At 53.1% G+C, this 21,482-nt stretch carries 22 protein-coding genes; 17 read left to right on the top strand and 5 right to left on the bottom strand.

Annotated features, from left to right (window positions below):
• Nucleotides 1–227: 227 nt before the first annotated feature.
• The 15 genes from flhA to flgL all read left to right on the top strand — a co-directional run bounded on the left by flhA (nt 228) and on the right by flgL (nt 14,545).
• The gene (gene flhA, locus GN112_RS07340) at nt 228–2,339 is read left to right on the top strand and encodes a flagellar biosynthesis protein FlhA (RefSeq protein ID WP_155309610.1); all 2,112 of its coding nucleotides are present in this window, start codon (nt 228–230) and stop codon (nt 2,337–2,339) included.
• Nucleotides 2,329–3,756 (top strand): Ada metal-binding domain-containing protein, encoded by a 1,428-nt coding sequence (locus GN112_RS07335; protein ID WP_155309609.1) that lies wholly within the window; start codon nt 2,329–2,331, stop codon nt 3,754–3,756. Before flhA ends, GN112_RS07335 begins: the two co-directional genes overlap by 11 nt.
• 18 nt (nt 3,757–3,774) lie before the next feature.
• Nucleotides 3,775–4,662 carry a MinD/ParA family protein gene (locus GN112_RS07330; protein ID WP_155309608.1) on the top strand — a complete coding sequence of 296 codons (888 nt, stop codon included), beginning with the start codon at nt 3,775–3,777 and terminating at the stop codon, nt 4,660–4,662.
• 154 nt (nt 4,663–4,816) lie between these two features.
• Nucleotides 4,817–5,575 (top strand): FliA/WhiG family RNA polymerase sigma factor, encoded by a 759-nt coding sequence (locus tag GN112_RS07325; RefSeq protein WP_155309607.1) that lies wholly within the window; start codon nt 4,817–4,819, stop codon nt 5,573–5,575.
• Nucleotides 5,576–5,632: 57 nt separating this feature from the next.
• Nucleotides 5,633–6,286 carry a hypothetical protein gene (locus GN112_RS07320; protein WP_155309606.1) on the top strand — a complete coding sequence of 218 codons (654 nt, stop codon included), beginning with the start codon at nt 5,633–5,635 and terminating at the stop codon, nt 6,284–6,286.
• Between the two features lie 212 nt (nt 6,287–6,498).
• Complete coding sequence (gene flgF / locus GN112_RS07315) at nt 6,499–7,245, top strand: flagellar basal-body rod protein FlgF (RefSeq protein ID WP_155309605.1); 747 nt, start codon at nt 6,499–6,501, stop codon at nt 7,243–7,245.
• 41 nt (nt 7,246–7,286) lie between these two features.
• The gene (flgG, locus tag GN112_RS07310) at nt 7,287–8,075 is read left to right on the top strand and encodes a flagellar basal-body rod protein FlgG (protein WP_155309604.1); all 789 of its coding nucleotides are present in this window, start codon (nt 7,287–7,289) and stop codon (nt 8,073–8,075) included.
• 5 nt (nt 8,076–8,080) lie between these two features.
• Nucleotides 8,081–9,088, top strand: coding sequence for a flagellar basal body P-ring formation chaperone FlgA (gene flgA, locus GN112_RS07305; RefSeq protein WP_155309603.1), 1,008 nt, complete (start codon nt 8,081–8,083; stop codon nt 9,086–9,088).
• Between the two features lie 23 nt (nt 9,089–9,111).
• Nucleotides 9,112–9,852: a flagellar basal body L-ring protein FlgH gene (locus GN112_RS07300; protein ID WP_162458827.1), complete on the top strand. Its 741-nt coding sequence runs from the start codon at nt 9,112–9,114 to the stop codon at nt 9,850–9,852.
• A gap of 11 nt (nt 9,853–9,863) precedes the next feature.
• Nucleotides 9,864–10,973, top strand: a complete 1,110-nt coding sequence (locus GN112_RS07295) for a flagellar basal body P-ring protein FlgI (RefSeq protein WP_155309601.1) — start codon at nt 9,864–9,866, stop codon at nt 10,971–10,973.
• Nucleotides 10,973–11,362 (top strand): rod-binding protein, encoded by a 390-nt coding sequence (locus GN112_RS07290; RefSeq protein WP_155309600.1) that lies wholly within the window; start codon nt 10,973–10,975, stop codon nt 11,360–11,362. Before GN112_RS07295 ends, GN112_RS07290 begins: the two co-directional genes overlap by 1 nt.
• Nucleotides 11,363–11,382: 20 nt before the next feature.
• Nucleotides 11,383–11,667 (top strand): flagellar biosynthesis anti-sigma factor FlgM, encoded by a 285-nt coding sequence (flgM, locus tag GN112_RS07285; RefSeq protein WP_155309599.1) that lies wholly within the window; start codon nt 11,383–11,385, stop codon nt 11,665–11,667.
• A complete protein-coding gene (locus GN112_RS07280; protein WP_155309598.1) occupies nt 11,664–12,182 on the top strand; it encodes a flagellar protein FlgN in 519 nt (172 codons plus the stop codon). The genes flgM and GN112_RS07280 overlap by 4 nt, the downstream gene beginning before the upstream one ends.
• Nucleotides 12,183–12,228: 46 nt before the next feature.
• A complete protein-coding gene (gene flgK / locus GN112_RS07275; RefSeq protein WP_162458826.1) occupies nt 12,229–13,635 on the top strand; it encodes a flagellar hook-associated protein FlgK in 1,407 nt (468 codons plus the stop codon).
• 22 nt (nt 13,636–13,657) lie between these two features.
• The gene (gene flgL / locus GN112_RS07270; protein WP_162458825.1) at nt 13,658–14,545 is read left to right on the top strand and encodes a flagellar hook-associated protein FlgL; all 888 of its coding nucleotides are present in this window, start codon (nt 13,658–13,660) and stop codon (nt 14,543–14,545) included.
• 115 nt (nt 14,546–14,660) lie between these two features.
• Here flgL and GN112_RS07265 read toward each other — a convergent pair whose 3' ends face one another.
• Genes GN112_RS07265 through GN112_RS07255 form a run of 3 tightly spaced genes read right to left on the bottom strand, consistent with a single transcriptional unit; the run spans nt 14,661 to nt 17,397 of the window.
• Nucleotides 14,661–15,431: a flagellar motor protein MotB gene (locus GN112_RS07265; RefSeq protein ID WP_155309595.1), complete on the bottom strand. Its 771-nt coding sequence runs from the start codon at nt 15,429–15,431 to the stop codon at nt 14,661–14,663.
• Between the two features lie 10 nt (nt 15,432–15,441).
• Nucleotides 15,442–16,224: a MotA/TolQ/ExbB proton channel family protein gene (locus GN112_RS07260; RefSeq protein ID WP_155309594.1), complete on the bottom strand. Its 783-nt coding sequence runs from the start codon at nt 16,222–16,224 to the stop codon at nt 15,442–15,444.
• Nucleotides 16,225–17,397, bottom strand: coding sequence for a response regulator (locus GN112_RS07255; protein ID WP_155309593.1), 1,173 nt, complete (start codon nt 17,395–17,397; stop codon nt 16,225–16,227). It abuts the gene before it with no gap.
• Between the two features lie 340 nt (nt 17,398–17,737).
• On the opposite strand from GN112_RS07255, the gene GN112_RS07250 reads away from it, so the two are divergent.
• The gene (locus GN112_RS07250) at nt 17,738–18,070 is read left to right on the top strand and encodes a histidine triad nucleotide-binding protein (protein WP_155309592.1); all 333 of its coding nucleotides are present in this window, start codon (nt 17,738–17,740) and stop codon (nt 18,068–18,070) included.
• Between the two features lie 16 nt (nt 18,071–18,086).
• The gene (gene kdsB, locus GN112_RS07245) at nt 18,087–18,833 is read left to right on the top strand and encodes a 3-deoxy-manno-octulosonate cytidylyltransferase (RefSeq protein ID WP_155309591.1); all 747 of its coding nucleotides are present in this window, start codon (nt 18,087–18,089) and stop codon (nt 18,831–18,833) included.
• Nucleotides 18,834–18,933: 100 nt separating this feature from the next.
• Here the strand turns inward: kdsB and GN112_RS07240 are convergent, their stop codons facing one another.
• Together GN112_RS07240 and guaA are read right to left on the bottom strand one after the other, a co-directional pair.
• Nucleotides 18,934–19,800: a hypothetical protein gene (locus GN112_RS07240; RefSeq protein ID WP_155309590.1), complete on the bottom strand. Its 867-nt coding sequence runs from the start codon at nt 19,798–19,800 to the stop codon at nt 18,934–18,936.
• Nucleotides 19,801–19,806: 6 nt separating this feature from the next.
• Complete coding sequence (gene guaA, locus GN112_RS07235) at nt 19,807–21,336, bottom strand: glutamine-hydrolyzing GMP synthase (protein ID WP_155309589.1); 1,530 nt, start codon at nt 21,334–21,336, stop codon at nt 19,807–19,809.
• Nucleotides 21,337–21,482 lie beyond the last annotated feature (146 nt).

Below are 21,482 nucleotides of genomic sequence, written 5' to 3'. Positions count from 1 at the left end.
TCATGGAGCCAAGAAATTGACACTCCTTTGGGAAACAGCGACGTCCACGCCAAAACAACGCTGACGGGTTACATTTTTTGTTGGCGCAATCTTAATAAAAAATAAATTAAAACAAAAAGATATGATGCCTTGAGTTTTGCCTTACAAGCGATGTTCGGTGATAGGCATGAAAAATGCTTGGGAGTGAGATTGAATAACACCGATACCAGGGAGCATCATCATTTGCCATGGAAATAGCCGCAAGAAAACAGGTTCTCGACCGATTTTCCTTTGTTACGAACAACACTGACGTATTGATGGGCTTTGCCGTCATGTCCATTCTCATGGTCATGGTTATCCCCATTCCGTCAATGCTTCTCGACCTGTTTCTCTCTTTCAATATCACCCTATCGATGATCATTCTGCTGGTGGGGATGTACATCCTTAAACCGTTGGAGTTGTCTTCTTTTCCTTCACTTCTTCTGGTTTCCACGCTTTTCCGGCTTTCCTTGAACGTGGCTTCCACAAGGCTCATCCTGCTCCATGGCAACGAGGGTACCCACGCCGCGGGATCGGTAATCATGGCTTTCGGCAGCTTTGTCGTGGGTGGAAACTATGTTGTCGGCTTTATTGTTTTTATTATTCTCGTGGTGATCAATTTTATGGTTATCACCAAGGGTGCCGGGCGTATTGCCGAAGTGGCCGCCCGCTTTACCCTGGACGCCATGCCCGGCAAGCAGATGAGCATCGATGCGGACCTGAATGCCGGCTTGATTGACGAGGGCGAGGCCCGGGAGCGCCGTCAGCAGATCAGTAGTGAAGCGGAGTATTACGGTGCCATGGATGGTGCCAACAAGTTTGTGCGCGGCGATGCGGTTGCCGGGATCATCATCACCATGGTCAACATTTTGGCCGGTCTGGCCATTGGTGTTTTTCAGAAGGACATGAACTTTGCCGACGCGGCACAGACCTATACGCTGCTGACTGTCGGAGACGGACTGGTCAGCCAGATCCCGGCGTTGATCATATCCACGGCGGCGGGTATCGTCGTCAGCCGGGCCGGTGCCGAGAATAACCTGGGAACGGAGATTGGACGTCAGCTGTTGGTACAGCCGCGGGCGTTCATGGTGGCGGCGGTGATTCTTTTCTGTTTCGGTCTGGTACCGGGAATGCCGACCATTCCCTTCCTGATTTTATCCGCGACTGCGGGCCTGGTGGCCTACCTGGTCTTCCAGACCCAACAGGCCCGGCAGGAAGAGGCTCGGGAGCTTTCCCTGCAGACACAGAAAAAAGCCGAGGAAAAACCACCGGAAACGTTCAAGCCTCTCCCGCCGGTGGATGTGATGGCCCTTGAGGTCGGGTATGGCTTGATTCCGCTGGTGGATGTGGAGCAGAATGGTGAGCTTCTCGAACGCATCAAGTCGATCCGCCGGCAGATTGCCCAGGAAATCGGAATCGTGGTGCCCTCCATTCATATTCAGGACAACATGAAACTGAAACCGGGTGGCTACTCCATTTTGCTCAAGGGCATCGAGGTGGCCAGTGGCGATCTGATGATCAATCACCTTCTGGCGATGAATCCCGGCGGAGCTGATGAAAAAATCAGCGGGGTCGCCACCCGGGAACCCACCTATGGGCTTGAGGCGTTTTGGATCAAACCCGGCGCGCGTGAAGATGCCAGCGCCAAGGGATATACTGTCGTGGATCTGGCAACCATTCTGACCACTCATATCTCGGATGTGATTCGCCGGCATGCCCACGAATTGGTCGGGCGCCAGGAAGTTCAGAAGATGCTCGACACGCTTAAGGCCAGCCATCCCAAGGTGGTGGAGGAACTGGTTCCCAACCTCATGTCCTTGGGCGGCGTGGTACGGATCGTGCAAAATTTACTTCAGGAACAGGTGCCGGTTCGCGACATGCTGACCATTATGGAAACGCTGGCCGACTGGGCGCCGTCAACCAAAAAACTGGATATTCTCACCGAACATGCTCGACAGTCATTGGCCCGGACCATTACCCGCATGCATCAGGCGGAAGACGGCAAGTTGTATGTCCTTACCCTCAACCAGAAGGTTGAAAAGAAGGTCTCTGAGTCTTTGCAGAAAACCGATCAGGGGATGTTTCTGGCCATTGATCCGGTTTATGCCAAATCCATGATGGACGACCTGAGTGTGAAAATAGAAGACTTCAAACATTTGGGCGCTTCGCCCCTGCTTGTCTGCTCGGCACAGATTCGGGGCCATCTTAAGAAACTGGCTGATCGGTTTGTTCCCGGGCTGACCGTCTTGTCGTATGATGAAATTATGAGCAGTGTAAAAATACAAATCGTTGGAACCGTGGAGACCTCAGATGCAGATTAAGCGCTTTGAAGCTGCCGATATGAACGATGGACTTCGGATGGTCAAACGTGAGTTTGGCGATGATGCTGTTATCTTATCGGCAAAAGAAGCCCGCTCCGGCGGATTTTTCGGTGCACTGAGGAAAAAGCACGTCGTCATCACCGCGGCAATGGATTATCAGGTCAAAGAAATCAGGTCGTCCAAACCATTTTCAGGCCTTTTGTCGGAGCAACTTGATGATGCACCACCACCCGCGGACCGGGTTTCGTTGTCCACTGCATCGCCCTCATTGCGCGCGCTGTCTTCAAATCAGCCGGCAGTGGATCCACCACCAACGGAAAAGGACGAAAAAATGCCGGACCGTTCAGAACAACGTGTCAAATCCGAATCTTTTTCGGAAGCCCAGCGACTGGTCTCCGCACTTTCGGCGCTGCGACGCTATGGTGGCACGCAGATGTCGAGGTCCGAAGGCCTGAACAAAGAATCCATGGACAGCGACCCGAAAGCGGCCCCAATTTTTGCGGAGCCCTTTTACCGACATCAGACCGCTCAGCAGCGAATCGCTTTTGTCGGCCCTTCCGGAGCGGGAAAGAGCAGCATGGTGGCGAAACTGGCTCAGCACTGCCGGAAAGTTGAGAATAAAAGCACCGGCCTGATCAGCTTGGACCGGTTTCGGCTGGGTGCGAATACACTTTTGGAAAATGCCGCCAAGATTATGAACCTGCCGTTTGTTCTCGTTCGAAATGCCGACCAGTTGCAGGATGTCCTGGCTGACTATTCGAAGCATGATGTGGTCTTGATCGACACGCCAGGCATGGGTAAAACGGATCGGACCATGTTTGACGCCGTCCGTAACCTGCTGGAATGTGCCAATCCTGACGAAATTCATCTGGTGGTCAATGCCTCCGTTCGCCAGGCGGTAGTTGCTGCTGCCGTCAAAAGCTTTTCCGTTTTGGATGTCAATCGCCTGCTGCCCACCCACCTGGACGAATACGACCACAACGCTGCGGCTACGGAACTTTATCAAACCACGCATCTGGTCACCGCTTTCCATAGTGTCGGTGTCGATCTGTTTGACGGTTTCAAGGTGCCCTGCCGGGAACCCAAAGCAGCTTCAAAACCATGCTTTTTTGAAGATCGGGAGGCAGAAGCAAATCCATCGACACCGCTTGGGCATAGGCAAAAAACGGTGCCCGTCCCGACTGAACCGGAAGTGGAAACGGAGGTTCAATACCTTGCCAACCGGAATTCAGAATTGTTTCATCACCCGAGCTGCAAATCGGTCAAACGAATCAATGCAGAGAACATCATTGTGTTCGAAAGCATCGATCAAGCCATCGACGAGGGCTTTAAACCCTGCCGGGCATGCTGCAGTATGGGCATGACCAAATCACCAATGTTCCAACCTTACGCTTATCAACGCGCAAGTGCCCTTTAACCTGGAGACGATACGGTAATGCCAACTTTCGAAAAAGCAGGCCAGATCATCAATCTGAATCAGAAAAGAAAGCAAAGACTTTCTTCATCAACAAAGGGTGCCTTACAAAAGGAGCCGGCCAGGGTAATAGCCATTACCAGCGGGAAGGGGGGGGTTGGTAAAACCAACATTGTGGCCAATCTGGGATATGCCCTGTGCAAGGCCGGTAAACGGGTACTGATTTTCGATGCGGATCTGGGCCTTGGGAACCTGGATGTGCTTTTGGGGCTGACTCCCCGCTACAACCTTGGCCATGTTATCGAGGGCGTCAAAACGCTGCCCGAAATTATTGTCAGCGGCCCCGGCAATCTGAAGATCCTGCCGGCCTCGTCGGGCATTCAGGAATTGACTCGCCTGACATTTTTGCAGAAATTGGAAATTTTCAATGAGCTGAATGCAATGCTCAACAGTTACGATATCGTCCTCATTGACACCGCCGCCGGCATCTCTTCAAATGTGCTCTATTTCAACGCATCGGCAAATGAAATAATGGTTGTGGTTACTCCTGAGCCAACCTCAATTACAGATGCCTATGCACTGATGAAAATTCTTTCGGTAAAATATCAGGAGAAAAATTTTCGTCTGCTGGTCAATCAAGTGAGAAATAGCAAAGAAGCAGAAGATGTCAGCCGTCAGCTGTGTCTGGTAACCAATCGTTTCCTGGATATATCGGTTGAGCATTTTGGCAGTGTCGTGGCTGATGATAATGTTAAAGCTGGCGTGCGCAAGCAAAAAGTCGTCAGTGAATGGGCACCCATGACGCATGCCAGTCGAAACTTCAGCGAACTGGCCCATAAGCTGATTCGTTCGCAACCCATGCTTCAGCGGCAGGAAAACCGCCCGCTGATCTGGCAGGACATTATGTGAGCATACGCCAAGGATAACCGGCTTTCGTTTTTGCAGCTAATTTTTTACCATGCATGCGGCCAGAAAGGCCACATTCCCCTTCGATATCCACCGGTCCGGAGGGCGGATGGAAAGCGACGTTTAACGGAAGAATTCCTAAACATGGAGCCTTACTATGGATCTTGCACAACAGCGAGAAGAAAACTTCGGGAAAGACAACCATCTTTTACGAAATCAGATCATCAGCGAATACCTTCCTTATGTGAAGCGGATCGTCAATCGCATTGCCGTGCATCTGCCGGCCACCATTGAAGTGGATGACCTGATCAACGTCGGGGTCATCGGGTTGATTCAGGCCATTGAACGGTATGACCCTTCCCGTGACAACAAGTTTATCACCTATGCGGTATTTCGCATCAAAGGCGCCGTTTTGAGCGAACTTCGGTCACGTGATTTTCTGGGACGAACCACGCGGCGAAAAATCCGTGACCTGGAAAAAGCGTACCTCAAGCTGGAGCAGAAGCTGGGGCGCGATGTGACGGATGAAGAGGTTGCTGAAGAGATGGATATGGACCTGGAACAGTTTTACAAAGTCAAACGCATGTCCAGCATCTCATTCGTCAGTTTTGAGGAGGTTGGCTACACCTCCCACAGCGAGGGGACTTCCATATCCGGGCAACTGGCCAGTGGGGATGCCAGTGACGCACTTTCCCTGACCACCATGAAAGAAATCAAGTCAACAATCGCCAAAAATATAGACCTGTTGCCCGAAAAAGAAAAACTGGTCATCTCTCTTTACTATTCCGATGAGTTAACCATGAAAGAGATCGGCCAGGTGCTCAACATCACGGAGTCGCGGGTCTCCCAGATCCATGCCCAGGCCATCATCCGGCTCAGGAGCAAACTCCGCCGGGATGGGCTTTTGGAAGAATAAGCAATTGCCGGTAAAGCGACCGTTGCCAACCGAAAACCGTATCACAAGAGGTTAAACATGCTTCATCTCAGTTATGAAATCTGCGGTGTTATCCTTGCCATACTACTGATTGGGAGTTGGCTGGCAGTTGTTGTCTTCCGCAGTAAATTGGCTTCTGCCGGAAGGCTGACCAGCTGCATTGAAGAAAATGAGACCGGTTCCCAGCATGAACTTGAACATCGGGCACTGGTTTTCCTGATGAGCCAGAAAATCGATACCGTATTGGCGGCATTGAGCCAAACCATTGAGGCGGAGCGACAAAAACTGGGCGCTTTTGTCATGAATCCGTCGATCAATGAAGCGGTGGAAAATTTGAACAGTCAGAAGACCTCTTTTCAGGAAGACGTGGCGTTAACGCCAGTTGAGGAGGATCCGGTTCAATTGCAGACGGCTCAAGTTCCTTCCAGCGATCCATGCAAGATGAGCGAACCATCGAAACCGTTGACACCTGACCAATTCCTTCCATCGTTTGATCAAGCCAAGGCCGCCGTTGTTGAAGCGGCCGTTCATCCACATCAGCCTGCCGCCGCACCGGTAGCTGAGCCGCCGGTGTCCGATTACCATCAGATCCTGCCCATGGCCAAAAGCGGCATGGATGTGACAACGATTGCCGATGAGTTGCACCTGCCTGAGGCGGAAGTCGCCATGATGATACGCCTGAATGCGGCCTAAGATCTAAGATGGCTCGCGTGGCCGTGAACACGACGCTTATTTCGAATCGGCCGGTGCGGCACTTGTTGCCGACCGGCTATTTTTTCCCGCGAGCATTTGTAATATGGAATCTAACTGCTTTAAATAATGTTGCAAATTAATTCGTTTGGATGGCATTGATTGTGCTTATTCTACAGGCAGGCGTCAACGTTTATCCCTGAGGAGTCGATCGAATGAATGGTGGCATGTATTTATCCGCATCCGGCGCGATGGTTCAGCAGCTTCGCCTGGAAATGCTGGCCAATAATGTGGCCAATATCAATACCATCGGGTACAAAGGTGAAAAATCTGTTTTCAGGGTCAGTGAGGCTGCCTCATCAACGGTCCAGACCCTTTCCGAAGATGAGACCCAACCCTTGTCACCTTATGCTCCCCCGTTTGAAGTCATGATCGATTTTAGCCAGGGTGCTCTCCGCCAGACCGGCAATGCCCTGGATGTGGCCATTAGCGGCAGCGGCTTCTTTTCGGTGCAAACCCCCGACGGGGTTCAGTACACCCGGCAAGGCAGCTTTACCTTGGACGAGGACGGCAATCTGGTTACCCCGGACGGGTATGCGGTCCTGGGTGAAGGCGGCCCCATCAATCTCGAAGAAGGGCAGGTTCAAATTGATCTGGAGGGCACCATTTTCGTTGACGGGGATGAAGTAGGGCAACTGCAGGTGACTGAGTTCGCCGATCCGAGTGTACTTGAAAAAAGCGGTAACGGACGATTCTCCCTTACAGACGGTGCTGCGGCCGGTCAGCGGCCGGAATTCGTTGAGGTCAACCAGGGGTATCTGGAAGCTGCCAACGTCAACACAATTCAGGCCATGACGGAGATGATCGAAACATCGCGGGCTTTTGAAGCCTATCAAAAAGTGATCCAGACGGCCGATGAGGCCACCAGTACGAGCATCAACGATGTGGGTAAAAGTGTTTAACCGCAAGTAGGCGGCATGCGAACACCTTATCAGGAGGAATTATGATCCGAAGTTTATGGTCAGCGGCAACAGGAATGCAGGCCCAGACACTCAATATTGATGTCATATCCAACAACCTGGCCAATGTCAGTACCTCCGGGTACAAAAAGAGCCGGGCAGAATTTCAGGACCTGCTTTACCAAACCTTGCGTTCACCGGGAGTGGCTTCTTCGGCAGACACCCAGGTCCCCACCGGCATCCAGGTGGGGCACGGGACAAGACCCTGCGCCACGCAGAAAATTTTTACCCAGGGTGACTTCCAGAACACGGAAAACGAATTGGACATGGCCATTGAGGGTAGTGGTTTTTTTCAAGTGATCCAACCCAACGGAGAGACTGCCTATACCCGTTCCGGATCGTTTAAACTGGACAGCGACGGTCGCGTGGTTACTTCTGACGGTTTTCCCATGGAACCGGAGTTGACCGTGCCCACCGATACGGTATCGCTTTCCATCGGTACCGACGGGACGGTGTCTGTCCTGCTTGCCGATGAAACCGAGGCAACGGAGATCGGCAACATTGAGCTGGCCCAGTTTACCAACCCGGCCGGATTGAACAGCATTGGCCGGAACCTGTTCATGCCGACGTCATCCTCCGGGGATGCCACTACCGGAACGCCGGGCGAGGAAGGTTTCGGCACCATCGCCCAGGGGTATGTGGAGATGTCCAACGTCAGTGTGGTCGATGAGATGGTCAATATGATCGTGGCCCAGCGGGCATACGAGACCAACAGCAAAACCATCCAGGCGTCCGATGAAATGCTTCAGACCGCCACGGGCCTGAAAAGGTAATTGACATGATTGACATGATCTTCTGCTTCAAAGGACAGAACCGTTCACGCAAACAGTGGACGTTGCCGCTTTTCCTGGGCCTGATGATCCTCCTCATGTCTGCCGGCACAGGTGCCGCGGTCAGCATCGAGATGAAACGTGAAGCGAACGTGGATCAGGATGCCGTTCACCTGTCCGACATTGCTGTAGTGAGCGGGGCATCCTTTGAAAAGGCACAGTCCGTGGGGCAGATTGTTGTGGCCAATGCGCCTTTGCCGGGACAGACCCGATTCGTGGGGACAGACTATATCCGCATTCGGTTGAGGCAGGCCGGTATCGATACGGACCGGATGAGCTTTCATGGGGCAACGGATGTACGGGTTACGCGGGTGGCAGCGGAGTTGCCCGCCGAACGCATCAAAAAAGCCGTGGAAATGGCTATCCGCAGCCGGATGTCATGGAAAAATGAAGATGTCACCATTGGTGAGATCCATTTGAACGATTCACTCTCCCTGCCCACGGGAAAGTTGACCTACAGGATTGTTTCCAACCGCAATGAAGATTACCTGGGGCGCACCATCCTGGCCTTGCACCTTTTTGTTGACGGTGAACCGTTGCGTCGGATCTGGGTCGACACCAGCATTTCGGTGATGACTGACGTGGTGACGGTGGTCCGGCCATTGGGTAAGCGTCAAACGGTCAATTTGGAGGACCTGGCACTTGAACGACGCGACCTGAAAGACCTTCCGGCGGATACGGTCCGGCGTATCGAAGATGCGCTCGGCAATCGGACAACACGCATGATTTATCCCAATACCGTGCTGGAGGCCGACATGATAGATACCCCGGCGTTGGTCAGACGGGGTGATATCGTGAAGATTATTGCCCGATCGGCAAATATGACCATTACCGCCACGGGCAAGGTCAAACAGCAGGGCGGTATGGACGATATGGTGCGTGTCATGAATACGGACTCCAATCGTGTGATAACAGCCCGGGTCACCGGCCCGGGCGTGGTGGAAGTGGATTTTTAAAGAGGTGCACGATGATTCATTTGATGAATACCAAAAGCCTTGGCCGTTGCCGGCTATTTTTGATTGTCTTGCTTGTGGGCGGTGGCCTGGTCGGTTGTGCCGGAGGAGTTACCGGAAGGCCGGTACAGTCCAGACCGTTTGCTTACGACCCTGCAGCCCAGACCGTCCAGCCGCCGAATACCCAAGAAGCGCCGAGCCAGGCAGACGGTTCCCTGTGGCAGGAAAATGCACCATTAATCAGCATGTTCAGCGACCAGAAGGCCCGCGCAGTGGGAGATATCGTTACGATCAAGATCGTTGAATCTTCCGAGGCGACAAATGAGGCCAGCACAGACACCGATCGGACCTCCTCCATGAGCGCCAGTGTGGATGCGTTTTTCAACGCCGAGAAAAAATATTCTTCCGACAATCCGTTTTTCAACCCTTTTTCAAAGGTGGCAGGTGGACTGACCAGTGAATTCGGGGGTTCCGGAACGACCAAGCGCAGTGGCGATTTGGAGGCATATATCACGGCGCTGGTGACCCAGGTGCTGCCTAACGGGAACCTGGTGCTGACCGGATCTCGGGAGGTGCTGGTCAATAACGAGAACCAGGTCATCCAGCTCAGTGGCGTGGTGCGACCTCGTGATATCACCGCCGACAATCAAGTTCTTTCCACCTATATCGCCGATGCCCGGATTTCTTATAGCGGTAGCGGCGTTGTCAACGATCGTCAGCGGACCGGCTGGATGAGCAATATCCTGATGACCGTTTGGCCATTTTAAATGAGAGGATCATGAAATCTATTCGCTATTATCTGATCTTTGTTTTGCTTGCCGGCTTGGCCCTGGGATGGCGTGGTTCTGCCGGAGCCGTTCGGCTCAAGGATATTTCCGAGATCAACGGGGTAAGGAGCAATCAGTTGGTGGGCTATGGGCTGGCCGTGGGGCTCAACGGCTCCGGCGACGGCAAAAAGGCAATTTTTACGGTACAATCCATGGCATCCATGCTGGAGAAGATGGGGGTGACCATTGCCCAGGATGACATAAAGGTCAAAAATGTTGCCGCGGTAATGGTAACTGCCAATCTGCCCCCCTTTGCCAAACGGGGAAACAGCATTGATGTTCTGGTCAGCTCTATCGGTGATGCCAGCAGCCTGCAAGGCGGAACACTGATGTTGACACCGCTCAAGGGAATAGACGGAAAAATTTATGCGGTCGCCCAGGGCCCGATCAATATCGGCGGCTTTTCCGCGGGCGGGGCGGCGGCTTCGACAGTGAAAAATTTTCCCACTGTCGGAAGAGTACTTTCCGGGGCGACCATCGAACGGGAGGTGCCCAATGCCTTCGGCAATCAAGGCACCGTTCTGTTCAGCCTGCACCATCCCGATTTTACGACGGCAACTCGGGTTGTCGATTCGGTCAACGCCCAATTGGGTGCGATTTACGCCCGGGCCAAGGATCCCGGGACCATCGAAATCCGTGTACCCCCAAAATACCTGGGAAATACCGTTCCATTACTGGCATCCCTAGGCAATCTGGAGGTGGCTCCGGACGCCGATGCCAAGGTGGTCATCAATGAACGAACCGGAACAGTGGTCATGGGCGAACAGGTGCGGATTTCCACCATTGCCATCGCCCATGGCAATTTGAGCATCATTGTCAAAGAGAACATGGATACGTCTCAGCCGTTACCCCTTTCCGATGGGCAGACGGTGGTTACGCCCGACACCGACGTCGTTGTTCAGGAAGCCGGAAACCAGCTGGTCGTGGTTCCCAAGGGGGTGAATATCGGCCAGGTGGTCAATGCGCTCAATGCCCTGGGGGTAACGCCCAGGGACCTGATTGCCATTTTTCAGGCCATCAAGGCAGCCGGAGCCCTGCAGGCCGATTTGGAGGTGATTTAATGTCAGAAGCAAATGCGATGACGGTGCCGCCCGCTACATTCCAACTGCAGGCGGCCAGTACGGACCGAAACATTTCGGAAGCCAGCTCAAGGGCCTTGGGCCAAGACCAAACAGAGACCGAACTCGAGAACGCCAGTCAGCAGTTCGAATCGCTGTTGCTCAATATGATGATCCGTGAGATGCGGGCGACGGTTCCGGATTCCGGGCTTTTCCAGGAATCCATGGCCGAAGAGATTTTCACTTCCATGCTTGACGAACAGTATGCCGACGTCATGGCGCAACAGGGGGGGATCGGACTCTCGAGAATGATCGTCGACCAGTTGGGTACGATTGACGGTGTTTCCGGAGAGACAACGACAGACCGGAATGCATCGGTAAAGTTAAAGTGACCCATATAAAAAGCCGATGAATGGATAAAGAAACTGGAGACGAATCCAAAGATAAGGTTGCCTTTTCCAAAGACTTCAGCGCGGCCGATGACGGTGTTCGGAGCATTAAGGACATGCCGGAAATACGAGAAGATAAGGTGGCTGCAATCAGACGGCGCCTGGCCTCCGGCAAGTATCGGGTGGAAGGTGACCGGATCGCATCGAGCCTGTTATGCGAAACGGAAGAAAATAACGAGATTTTAAAACAGATCGGCATCGATGGAAAAAGTGATGAATCATCGACGCACAAAACGGAGGGGAAATGAGCCAAAAGCTTGATCAGCTGCTTGACGTAATGGACGAAGAGAAGACGTGCTATGAAAACATGCAAGCCCTTTTGGTAGAGGAAAAAAATGCCGCTTCCCTTCCCCGGCAGGACCATTTGCTAAAAATCGGGCAGAAGAAGCAGAGCCTTGTCGATACCCTGAAACGGATGGAGGGGCGACGCCTGAAGTTGGTTGAAGACCTGTCCCGGGAATACGGCATCGAGGATGAGGAACGACCATTGACCGCCAGCCGGCTGGCCGGTTATCTGGAACCGACGTCGGCCAAGCGTTTAGCAGACCGTGCCCAAGCGCTTAAACGACTTATCAAGCAGGTCCGGCGGGAAAACAGTGCCAATGCAACACTTTTTTCCTACTACCTGGATCTCACCCAGGGTGCCCTTAAAATGCTTAACGATCTTATTTACGGGCACGCCGTCTATACCAAACCGGGGACTGGATCACGGGTATCGGGATACGGGAGCAACCGCGGAAAGGTTTTTTGCGGAAATATTTGATGCAGAATGCATCGGGCTAACCCAACCGCCAAGGGAGAAAGCAGTCATGGCCAATATTATTTACGGAATGTTCAACGTTGCCACCACAGCATTGATCACCCAGCAAAAAGCCCTGGATGTGACGGCCAACAATATCGCCAATGTCAATACCGAGGGCTATTCACGGCAACGCGTGAATCTGGAGCAAAACGAGCCGGTGTACTATGAGGACGGCATTTTAAGTACCGGGGTTCAGGCCCAGCAGTATGTTCAGCGGATTTACGATCAATTTATCAATGCTCAGATCGCTGAATCGGAGTCGGAACTGGGACGCTGGGATGCCGAATTGGAGACCCTGGAAAAAGTCGAATTGATGTTTGATGAGACCTCCGGTTACGGGCTCAACGACGCCCTTTCCGAGTTCTGGAACTCCTGGCAGGAACTCTCCAACAGTCCCGACGGATACACGGAACGGGCAACCCTGATTGCCGATACTCAAAACCTGACCGAAGTTTTCAACAGTCTTTCAACCAGTTTGAGTGAGGTCCAGTCCGACACCGATCTCAGCATCACCAGCGCCGTTGACGAGATCAACACGCTGAGCAGTGAGATTGCCGATCTGAACCTGAAGATCGCCGAAGTCGAAGCCGGCGGATACAGCGCCAATACCTTCAGGGATGAACGCGATCTGAAATTGCAGGAACTTTCGGCGCTGATCGATATCAACAGCTTCGAAGATGCCGATGGTTATCTGACCGTGACAACGGCCAACGGCAACACCTTGGTGGATCGGGCCAATTCCTGGGAGTTGACCACAAACACCAATGCCGACGGTTTTCAGGACGTCTATTGGGTCAGCAGCACCGGTACCGAAGAGAACATCACCGACGATATCAGAACCGGTAAATTGAAAGGCTGGATCGAGGCGCGCGATGAGACCATTTCCGGGTACCTCGATCAGCTCGATGATCTGGCGGCAACCATTATCGATGCCGTTAATACGCTCCACGCGGCAGGAACGAACCTTGACGGGACAACAGGTACGGCTTCGGGCACCAATTTCTTCACCGGTACCGATGCATCCGACATTGCCATTAACACGGATATTGAAGATAACCCGAATTTGATAGCGGCAGCCGATACCACGGAATCGATTCCCGGTGGTAGTGAGAACGCCATCGCCATCGCCGAACTGCAGAACAGTTTGTTGATGAGTGGAGGGACAAGTACCATTGATGATTTCTACAACGCCCTGGCCAGCGAGGTGGGCAGCGATGTTTCCCAGGCCGAGGTCAACAGCGAACATCAAACAACCGTTTCCCTGCAGCTTTCCACCTACCGCGAAGAAGTGTCGGGAGTTTCCCTGGACGAGGAAATGGTTGATTTGATACAATTTCAGAGCGCTTACAACGCTGCCGCCAAATTGGTGACTGCCGTGGATGAAATGCTTCAAACCCTCATCGACATGGTCTAACGGAAAGGACGAGGAGCAGCCGATGCGAATCAGTGCAAAAATAATGGCCGAGAATATTAAGGCCAACTTGGCCAAACAAAGTGCCCAGCTGTCAAAAACCCAGATCGAGATTGCCACAGGAAAAAAAATCAACAGCCTTTCCGATGATCCCGAGGGGGTCGGCAAGGTCTTGGACTACCGGACAACGCTTTCCACCATCGATCAATACCAGCAAAACATTACCGACGCCAAGACCCGTGTGGAATATACGGAAACCATCCTTGGCCAAATCAACGGTCTGGTCAACGACGCCAAGGATATCGCCTCCAATGCCGATACGGAAAATGGGGAGGCCCTGGCCGAGGAGGTTGCCAATATCCGGGATCAAATTCTGAGCCTGGCCAACTCCCGGTACAACGGCAGCTATATTTTTTCCGGTGACAGCACCAATACGGAACCATTTGAATACGACGAAATTTCAGGAGACTATCAATATAACGGCGACGATGGTTCCCACAGTGTCATGGTGGGGGAGGGGATCCAGATTACATTGGATGCCGATGGCAGTGAAATGTTTACCGAAACGGTCAGCGGCAGTGGGGACACGGTTTTTGATGTCCTAGACGATCTGGAAGCGGCCCTGCTCTCAGGCGACGAAACAGGGATCAGTGATACTGTCGCGCTGCTTGCCGACATTGATGAGAATCTGGAAATGGAACGCTCCAAGTTTGCTGCGGCGTATTCACGCTTGGAGGACACCGAAGAACGCTGGACCACTTTGAGCAATGCCGTGGAGACCATGCGCTCGGATGTCGAAGATGCGGATGTTACCGAGGCCGCCGTCGATTTGCAACTGCAGCAGACGTCCTATGAACTGCTGCTGCAGGTCGCTTCCGAGGTGCTCCAGCCGACACTGCTTGATTTCCTCTGATTTCGGCGCCGCAAAATAAAAGCAAGGGCCGTAGCGAGATGGGCATTATCCATCTCGCTACGGCCCTTGCTTTTTTATCAACCGTTGCTTTATCGGAGTGAGGGAAAAACCAGCGTTACGCGTCTTTCGCAGGCAGCATGGCGTTTTCCATCTTATCCCGCTTCGGTATGGTACCGACGATGATCTCCACGCGCCGGTTCTGTCGGCGTCCGGTTTCGGTGAGATTGTCGGCAATCGGGCGGTATTCGCCAAACCCCATGGTGGACAGGCGTTTGGGATCAATGGCGGTTTTATCAAGCAGGAACTGGGCAACGGTGGCGGCCCTGGCAATGGAGAGTTTCAAGTTGGTTTGGAACGGACCGCCCCTGACCGGTACGTTGTCGGTGTGGCCGGAAATAATGATATCACCGCTGGTCTCTTTGGCCAGGATCTGACCGATCCTCAGGATCAGCGGCTCAAGTTCGGGCTTGATCTCGGCTTTGCCCGAGTCAAAGGTGCTCTCTCCCATCAGACGGATGGTCACCTGATCCTTACCGGCTTCAATCTCGATCTCCTCTCCGATTTTGCTGTAGAGTTCACTGAAGTTCTCTTCCAGCTCACGGCCAATAAACTCCTTGACCCGCGTGGCGACTGCGTCCTGATCGAAATCCCTGGCAATCATTTTAAGCCCGGTACGCGGCGATTCGGAGACATTTTCCTTGCGCTGCATACCAAAGGCTTTTTCCATGGATCCGGCAACCACCTTATACTTCTGCCGATCCATCTCGGAGAAAGAGAGCAGCAACACGAAAAAGCAGAGCAGCAGACTCATCAGGTCCCCGAATGTGGTCATCCAGCGGGGGGCACCGACTTCACATGGGGGGCATTCCAGGATGTCATTACTCATTTTTCACCTGCTACTCGGCCTCGGCTTTATCGCTGTTGGTAACCGATTTCTCGCGTTCTTTGGGGGAAAGGAAGATTTTGAGGGATTCTTCCAGCACCATGGGAGAGACACCCCGATTGATGGCAATGGCCGCTTCCATAATAATGCTTTTGTTAAGCCGTTCCTGCTCGCTGCGAAGGGCCAGTTTGTCGGCGATGGGCAGGGCGATCAGGTTGGCGATCACGGCGCCGTAAAGGGTGGTCAGCAATGCGACGGCCATGGAAGGACCGATGCTGGCCGGGTCAGACATGGACGCCAGCATCTGCACCAGTCCGATCAGGGTCCCCACCATGCCGAAAGCCGGTGCCGTGTCACCCGCCCCTTTGAAAACATTCTGACCGGTGGTATGACGCTGACTCATCAGCCGAATGTCCTTGTTGAGCATATCGGCAATCAAGCCCTCATCGTAACCATCGGAGAGATATCTGAGTGCCTTGGTGGAAAACGGATCTGAAGGGGTTTCCTTTTCCAGTGCGATCAGGCCTTCCTTTTTGGCGATACGGGTAAACTCAACCATCTCGCTGATGATGTTTTCCGGCGCCTCCATTTTGACCAGAAATGCCTTCATGGCAACGCTGATGGAACCGATCACATCAGCCATGGTAAACTTGATAAACGTGGCTGCGATGGTTCCGCCAACGACGATCAGAAGACCGGGAATATTCAGGAAGATCAGTGCACTGCCACCGATGAGAATTGAAACCAGGATCAGTACACTGCCGCTGACCAGGCCGATGATGGTTGCGAGATCCATTTAACCCCTCACGGAAGATTTACGAATCAGCACCTTGTTGGTGATGGTGCCGATGGTGTGGTAACGTTTGAGTTTATCGATCGTATAGTCATTCAGAACCGTGTCGGCGGCCATGACAAAGGCGCCGGTCCGCATGCGCACATGGTCTGCCAGCACCATTCCGGAAACAAGATCGTCGAGCGATAGCTCTTCTTCTGTTTTGCGTGCCTCGTCATGCTGTTGTTCAATATTAATTTCAAGCAGCATGGCCACCATCTGTGGAGACAGCTGGTACCCCCTTAAGGGTTGCAGAGAGTCGGGAATTCGATCAAGCGGGACTTTGCCGCGATGGCGGATATTGTCATAAATGCTGGCCGCCGAAATAATCTGCGCCCCTACCGGGATATCGTCTCCCGACACCCCTTTGGGAAACCCTTTTCCGTTAAACTGCTCATGATGCATTCGCACCAGCAGTGCGGCGGGTTTCATGATTTCAATCTCTCCGATAATACCGGCACCCGTTTCTGCGTGGGATTGATACAATTGCCGTTCGTTGTCGACCATTTCTGTCCGGCGTTTGTTCAGGATCGATTTCGAGATACCAATCATGCCAATATCGTGGAGCAGGGCCGCCGTTTCCACAATCGGGACCTCGGCATCCCCCACATCGGCATGCCGACGAGCCATTTTCAAGGCCAGTTTTGCCGTTCGCCGGCAATGGCCGCCCAACTCTTCGTCAAAAACTTCCAGAAGTTGGGTGAACATGTGAATGGTCTGATAATGATTGGCCGTGATAATGTCGATTTTACGTTTTAAACTGCGCTCCAGGTTGACGATCCGGGCGCCGATTTCAATTCGGGCACGCAGTGCACCCAGGTCAATGGGTTTGGTAATGTAATCGTCGACACCGCTTTCCAGGCCGTGTAAAACGTCGTCACGCGAGTCCTGGGCGCTGATCAAAATCAGATAAACGTATCCCGGGGTTTCCAGTGCGCGAATCCGGCGACACAGTTCGATACCGTCCAGGCCGGGCATCATCCAGTCGCTGACAACGATGTCCACGGGCTGCTGGTGAATAATTTCCCAGGCACCGTTGCCATCAACTGCCGTGGACACGGCATGCCCCCATGTGGCCAGCCGTGAGGACAGCAGATTCAAGGTTACAGGATCATCATCGGCAATCAGGATATTCATGTTTCAGGTCACTTTGATCCATGCGTTTGCTGGGCATGTCTGGTTATCCGTTTTCGGATTTCGGCACGTCGCTTACCGTTGGATGGGTCTGCGAAGGCTGCTTTGTTGTACACTTCTATCGGTCGCCGATTTTAAAACTTAAATATTGAATTCCAGGGATTTTCGTACTTTTAAAGCGACTGATGGTGCGGTGTCGGCGCGCTTTTCAACGGTGCAATTGTCTTCTTGACAAGGTCGCTGATGAACCGATAGGAACAGACACCCGGACAGCCGGTTTTCAGCCACCCCGTTTTCTCCCCGGCCAATTCATTGGCTGGAGAGGCTCCAGGAGATGCGTGTCATGGAAAATGATTGTTTGTTTTGTAAAATTGCCAGTGGGCAAATGGATACCGAGTTCTTATTCGAAAATGATCGCTTGGTTGTGTTTCGCGATATCCATCCGCATGCACCGGTGCATCTGTTGATCGTTCCCAAGCGGCATATTCGCAGCATTAACGACCTCACCGAGGGCGATCATGACATCCTGGCGGAAATGATCATGACCGCCAAACAGATGGCCAAAAAGGAAAATGTGGATGCCGCTGGATACAAGCTGCTCTTTAATGTGGAAAAAGGCGGCGGACAGGTGATATTTCATCTGCACCTGCACCTGATGGGCGGGAAAGTATGGTAAGAAAGGATATTATTAAATGCGGGTTGTGGTGATTATTCCATCACGCTACGGATCGTCCCGGTTCGATGGCAAACCGCTGGCGCCCATCTGTGGCCGGCCGATGGTGCAGTGGGTTTATCAGAGGGCCAGTCAGTCCAGTCGCGTTGAAACGGTTCATGTGGCAACCGATGACGAACGGATTCGGGCCGCGGTCAAGGCGTTTGGCGGCAATGTGATGATGACCGCATCGACCTGTCGATCGGGAACCGACCGTGTTGCTGAGGCGGCCGAACGGCTTGGTTTGGGGATGCGGGATGTGGTGGTCAACATCCAGGGGGACCAGCCGCTGGTCGATCCCCGTTGTTTTGATGCGGTGGTGAAACCGTTTACCGAAGACCCGTCCGTGAAAATGAGCACACTGGCATTTGCCATTGTTGACGAACGGGAAATCACCGACCCCAAGGATGTCAAAGTCACCTTCGATAAAAATGGTGACGCCCTCTATTTTTCCCGCGCAACGATTCCCATGGGGCGTGACGGTTTTTCCGGGTACACCATTTATAAGCATTTGGGGGTGTATGCCTACACCCGAGAATTTCTCGAGTGCTTCCAATTGCTTTCACCGGGCCGGCTGGAGGAGATTGAAAAGCTTGAACAGCTTCGGGCCATGGAGCACGGCCACCGGATTCGGGTGGTGGTGACCCCTTACGACTCGCCGGAGGTGGATCTGCCGGTGGACATCCGGCGTATCGAGGAAAAGATGGCCGCCATGGGGATCGGCTGATCCACGCACCGCCGGCTTTAATGCCCATTCATCGGCCAAGCTCCCTTTTTGCGTTATCGGTCCGGGAATAGGCAAAAGGGGAATTTCCAGATTGGCACGATCAATTGATGGTCTGCTCGGTGATCGGTCCCGAAGCGCCGGATGGCGGGCTCGTTTCCGGTGGTGGGGGCGAATAGGTGCGAACCGGCGCGGCCGTTGATATGCTGCGGGATAGTGAATCCAGGCGCTGGTTCAATGCGGTCAGCTTTTTTTCCAGGCCGGCCAGTTTGTTATCCATGGTCCGAATGTTCCCCTTGACCATTTCCTGCAGGGAGAGGCGCTCCAGGCCAATCGCCAGATCCAGGGATTCCTTGCTCAATTTCTCATTTTCCAACTGTTGCAACCGCTTTTGAACTTTGGAGAGCAGTTCCTGATCTTTTTTCATCCCGTCGGCAATCCGCAGAATCTGGCTGGCCAGTTCTTCGTCGAACTTGTCGAACCCCGCATTCAATTCGGACATTGCTTTTTGCAAATCGGCGAGGGTGGCCTGCGTCTTTTCATTCAATGCATCCAGTGCTGCCTGATCGGTTTTTTTCTCGACAATGCGCTGCAACTCGTCAACGCGCTTTTTCATGTTTACCTGGATGCCGGCCGTGGCCGTTTCCATGGCCTTTGCCTGTTCGGCGAGATTTTCCTCAATCGTGGCCTGTTTGAGGGATAGACTCGAAAATCGGGAATCCAGATCCTTGGCAAGATTCTGGACTCCCATGGAACCTGAGGTCTGTGTACTGATCACCCGGTTTCTAATATCCAGGTAGGCAACGGCCAGAACGACGACCAGCAGGCACGGGATCAGGATCGCCACCAGTGTGATGCGGATGCTCAGTTTGTCGATGCGCAGGTTCTCCGCATCGGCCATGTATGGGGTGTCCGGCACGGTTTCGTCATCACGAATGGTGAACCGGGCGGAATCGTCAGTTTCGTTCATTGCCGGTTATTCCCACTCGATGGTGCTGGGGGGTTTGGAACTGATGTCGTATACCACCCGATTGACGCCGCGGACCTCGTTGATGATCCGGTTGGATATCTTGCCCAACAGTTTATGGGGCAGCCTGGCCCAGTCGGCGGTCATGGCATCCTTGCTGGTCACGGCCCGGATGGCCACAATATTTTCGTAGGTGCGACCGTCCCCCATGATCCCCACACTTTTAATGGGCAGCAGTACGGCAAAGGACTGCCAGAGTTTGCGATAGTATCCACCCGCGCGAATCTCTTCCTGGAGTACCGCGTCCACCTCACGCAGTACGTCCAGCCGTTTTTTGGTGACTTCTCCGATTACCCGAATGGCCAGCCCCGGGCCGGGAAAAGGTTGCCGCCAGACCAGATCTTCATCCAGTCCAAGGGTTTTGCCCAGTTTTCGCACCTCATCCTTGAACAGATACTGCAGTGGTTCCACCAGCTTGAGCTTCATCTTCTTAGGCAGTCCGCCCACATTATGATGGGACTTGATTACCGCAGTGGGACCACCGAAGGCGGATCGCGACTCGATCACATCGGGGTAAAGGGTGCCCTGGGCCAGAAAATCGGCATCCTTGATTTTTTTGGCTTCGGCTTCGAACACATCCATGAAGATCTTGCCGATGATTTTGCGTTTTCGCTCCGGGTCGCTAACGCCGGAAAGGGCTTTGATAAACTGGGCCGCAGCATTGACGAAACGGATGTTGATGTTCAGGTGGCTCTTTAGTTTCAACTTCAGTTGGGCGGCCTCGTCCTTGCGCAGCAAACCATTATCCACGAAAATGCAGGTCAGGTGCTTGCCGATGGCCTGATGAATCAAAAGGGCGGTCACCGAAGAGTCCACCCCCCCGGAAAGTCCGAGGATAACCTTTTTGTCACCGACTTTTTCGCGAATCTGTTCGATGGTTTCCCGAGCAAAGGACTTCATGGTCCAGGACCGCTTGCATCCGCAAATGTCATAGAGAAAGTTGCGGATGATTTGGCGGCCCTTGACCGTGTGCTCGACCTCGGGATGAAACTGGACCCCATAAAATTGTTTTTGCGCATCGGCGATGGCAGCGATGGTGGTGTTTTCCGTCGATGCCGTGACTTCAAATCCTTGCGGTACCGCCTGAATGGAGTCACCATGGCTCATCCAGGTGACCGTTTCCCCCTCGATTCCGTTGAAGAGCACGCTGTTGGACTTGGTGAAGAGCGTGGCAAAGCCGTACTCCCGTTTGTCGGCTTTTCTGACGTCCCCCCCCAGGCTGTCCACCATGAACTGCATGCCGTAGCAGATTCCCAACACCGGGATACCCAGCGTAAAAATTCGGTCGTCTACACGGGGGCTGCCCTTTTCGTAAATGCTGGATGGGCCTCCTGACAGAATGATGCCTTCCGGTGCCAGGGACCGGATTTCCTCTGCGGTGATGGTCGGCGGTTCGATCTGACAGTAGACACGGCATTCCCGGACCCGTCTGGCGATAAGCTGGTTAAACTGGGAACCGAAATCGATGATCACAATCATGGTCTATCTCCAGGCAACAGCGTAACAAATACGCCGTAATCCAACGGTTTGATCGATTTTGGGGCGTAATAGCACTATCATATGAAAAAGGCAACCGGTGGCAAATTGAATCACAGCGGCGCCCACCATCTGATTCCCCAAAGTGT

This window comes from Desulfosarcina ovata subsp. ovata (assembly GCF_009689005.1).
GTDB lineage: Bacteria > Desulfobacterota > Desulfobacteria > Desulfobacterales > Desulfosarcinaceae > Desulfosarcina > Desulfosarcina ovata.
This window is presented reverse-complemented; position numbering and strand designations above follow the sequence as displayed.

Bases quoted from the DNA above. Each gene is read 5' to 3' on its own strand.
- flhA (WP_155309610.1), top strand. From the start codon at position 228: ATGGAAATAGCCGCAAGAAAACAGGTTCTCGACCGATTTTCCTTTGTT.
- GN112_RS07335 (WP_155309609.1), top strand. From the start codon at position 2,329: ATGCAGATTAAGCGCTTTGAAGCTGCCGATATGAACGATGGACTTCGG.
- GN112_RS07330 (WP_155309608.1), top strand. From the start codon at position 3,775: ATGCCAACTTTCGAAAAAGCAGGCCAGATCATCAATCTGAATCAGAAA.
- GN112_RS07325 (WP_155309607.1), top strand. From the start codon at position 4,817: ATGGATCTTGCACAACAGCGAGAAGAAAACTTCGGGAAAGACAACCAT.
- GN112_RS07320 (WP_155309606.1), top strand. From the start codon at position 5,633: ATGCTTCATCTCAGTTATGAAATCTGCGGTGTTATCCTTGCCATACTA.
- flgF (WP_155309605.1), top strand. From the start codon at position 6,499: ATGAATGGTGGCATGTATTTATCCGCATCCGGCGCGATGGTTCAGCAG.
- flgG (WP_155309604.1), top strand. From the start codon at position 7,287: ATGATCCGAAGTTTATGGTCAGCGGCAACAGGAATGCAGGCCCAGACA.
- flgA (WP_155309603.1), top strand. From the start codon at position 8,081: ATGATTGACATGATCTTCTGCTTCAAAGGACAGAACCGTTCACGCAAA.
- GN112_RS07300 (WP_162458827.1), top strand. From the start codon at position 9,112: ATGAATACCAAAAGCCTTGGCCGTTGCCGGCTATTTTTGATTGTCTTG.
- GN112_RS07295 (WP_155309601.1), top strand. From the start codon at position 9,864: ATGAAATCTATTCGCTATTATCTGATCTTTGTTTTGCTTGCCGGCTTG.
- GN112_RS07290 (WP_155309600.1), top strand. From the start codon at position 10,973: ATGTCAGAAGCAAATGCGATGACGGTGCCGCCCGCTACATTCCAACTG.
- flgM (WP_155309599.1), top strand. From the start codon at position 11,383: ATGGATAAAGAAACTGGAGACGAATCCAAAGATAAGGTTGCCTTTTCC.
- GN112_RS07280 (WP_155309598.1), top strand. From the start codon at position 11,664: ATGAGCCAAAAGCTTGATCAGCTGCTTGACGTAATGGACGAAGAGAAG.
- flgK (WP_162458826.1), top strand. From the start codon at position 12,229: ATGGCCAATATTATTTACGGAATGTTCAACGTTGCCACCACAGCATTG.
- flgL (WP_162458825.1), top strand. From the start codon at position 13,658: ATGCGAATCAGTGCAAAAATAATGGCCGAGAATATTAAGGCCAACTTG.
- GN112_RS07265 (WP_155309595.1), bottom strand. From the start codon at position 15,431: ATGAGTAATGACATCCTGGAATGCCCCCCATGTGAAGTCGGTGCCCCC.
- GN112_RS07260 (WP_155309594.1), bottom strand. From the start codon at position 16,224: ATGGATCTCGCAACCATCATCGGCCTGGTCAGCGGCAGTGTACTGATC.
- GN112_RS07255 (WP_155309593.1), bottom strand. From the start codon at position 17,397: ATGAATATCCTGATTGCCGATGATGATCCTGTAACCTTGAATCTGCTG.
- GN112_RS07250 (WP_155309592.1), top strand. From the start codon at position 17,738: ATGGAAAATGATTGTTTGTTTTGTAAAATTGCCAGTGGGCAAATGGAT.
- kdsB (WP_155309591.1), top strand. From the start codon at position 18,087: ATGCGGGTTGTGGTGATTATTCCATCACGCTACGGATCGTCCCGGTTC.
- GN112_RS07240 (WP_155309590.1), bottom strand. From the start codon at position 19,800: ATGAACGAAACTGACGATTCCGCCCGGTTCACCATTCGTGATGACGAA.
- guaA (WP_155309589.1), bottom strand. From the start codon at position 21,336: ATGATTGTGATCATCGATTTCGGTTCCCAGTTTAACCAGCTTATCGCC.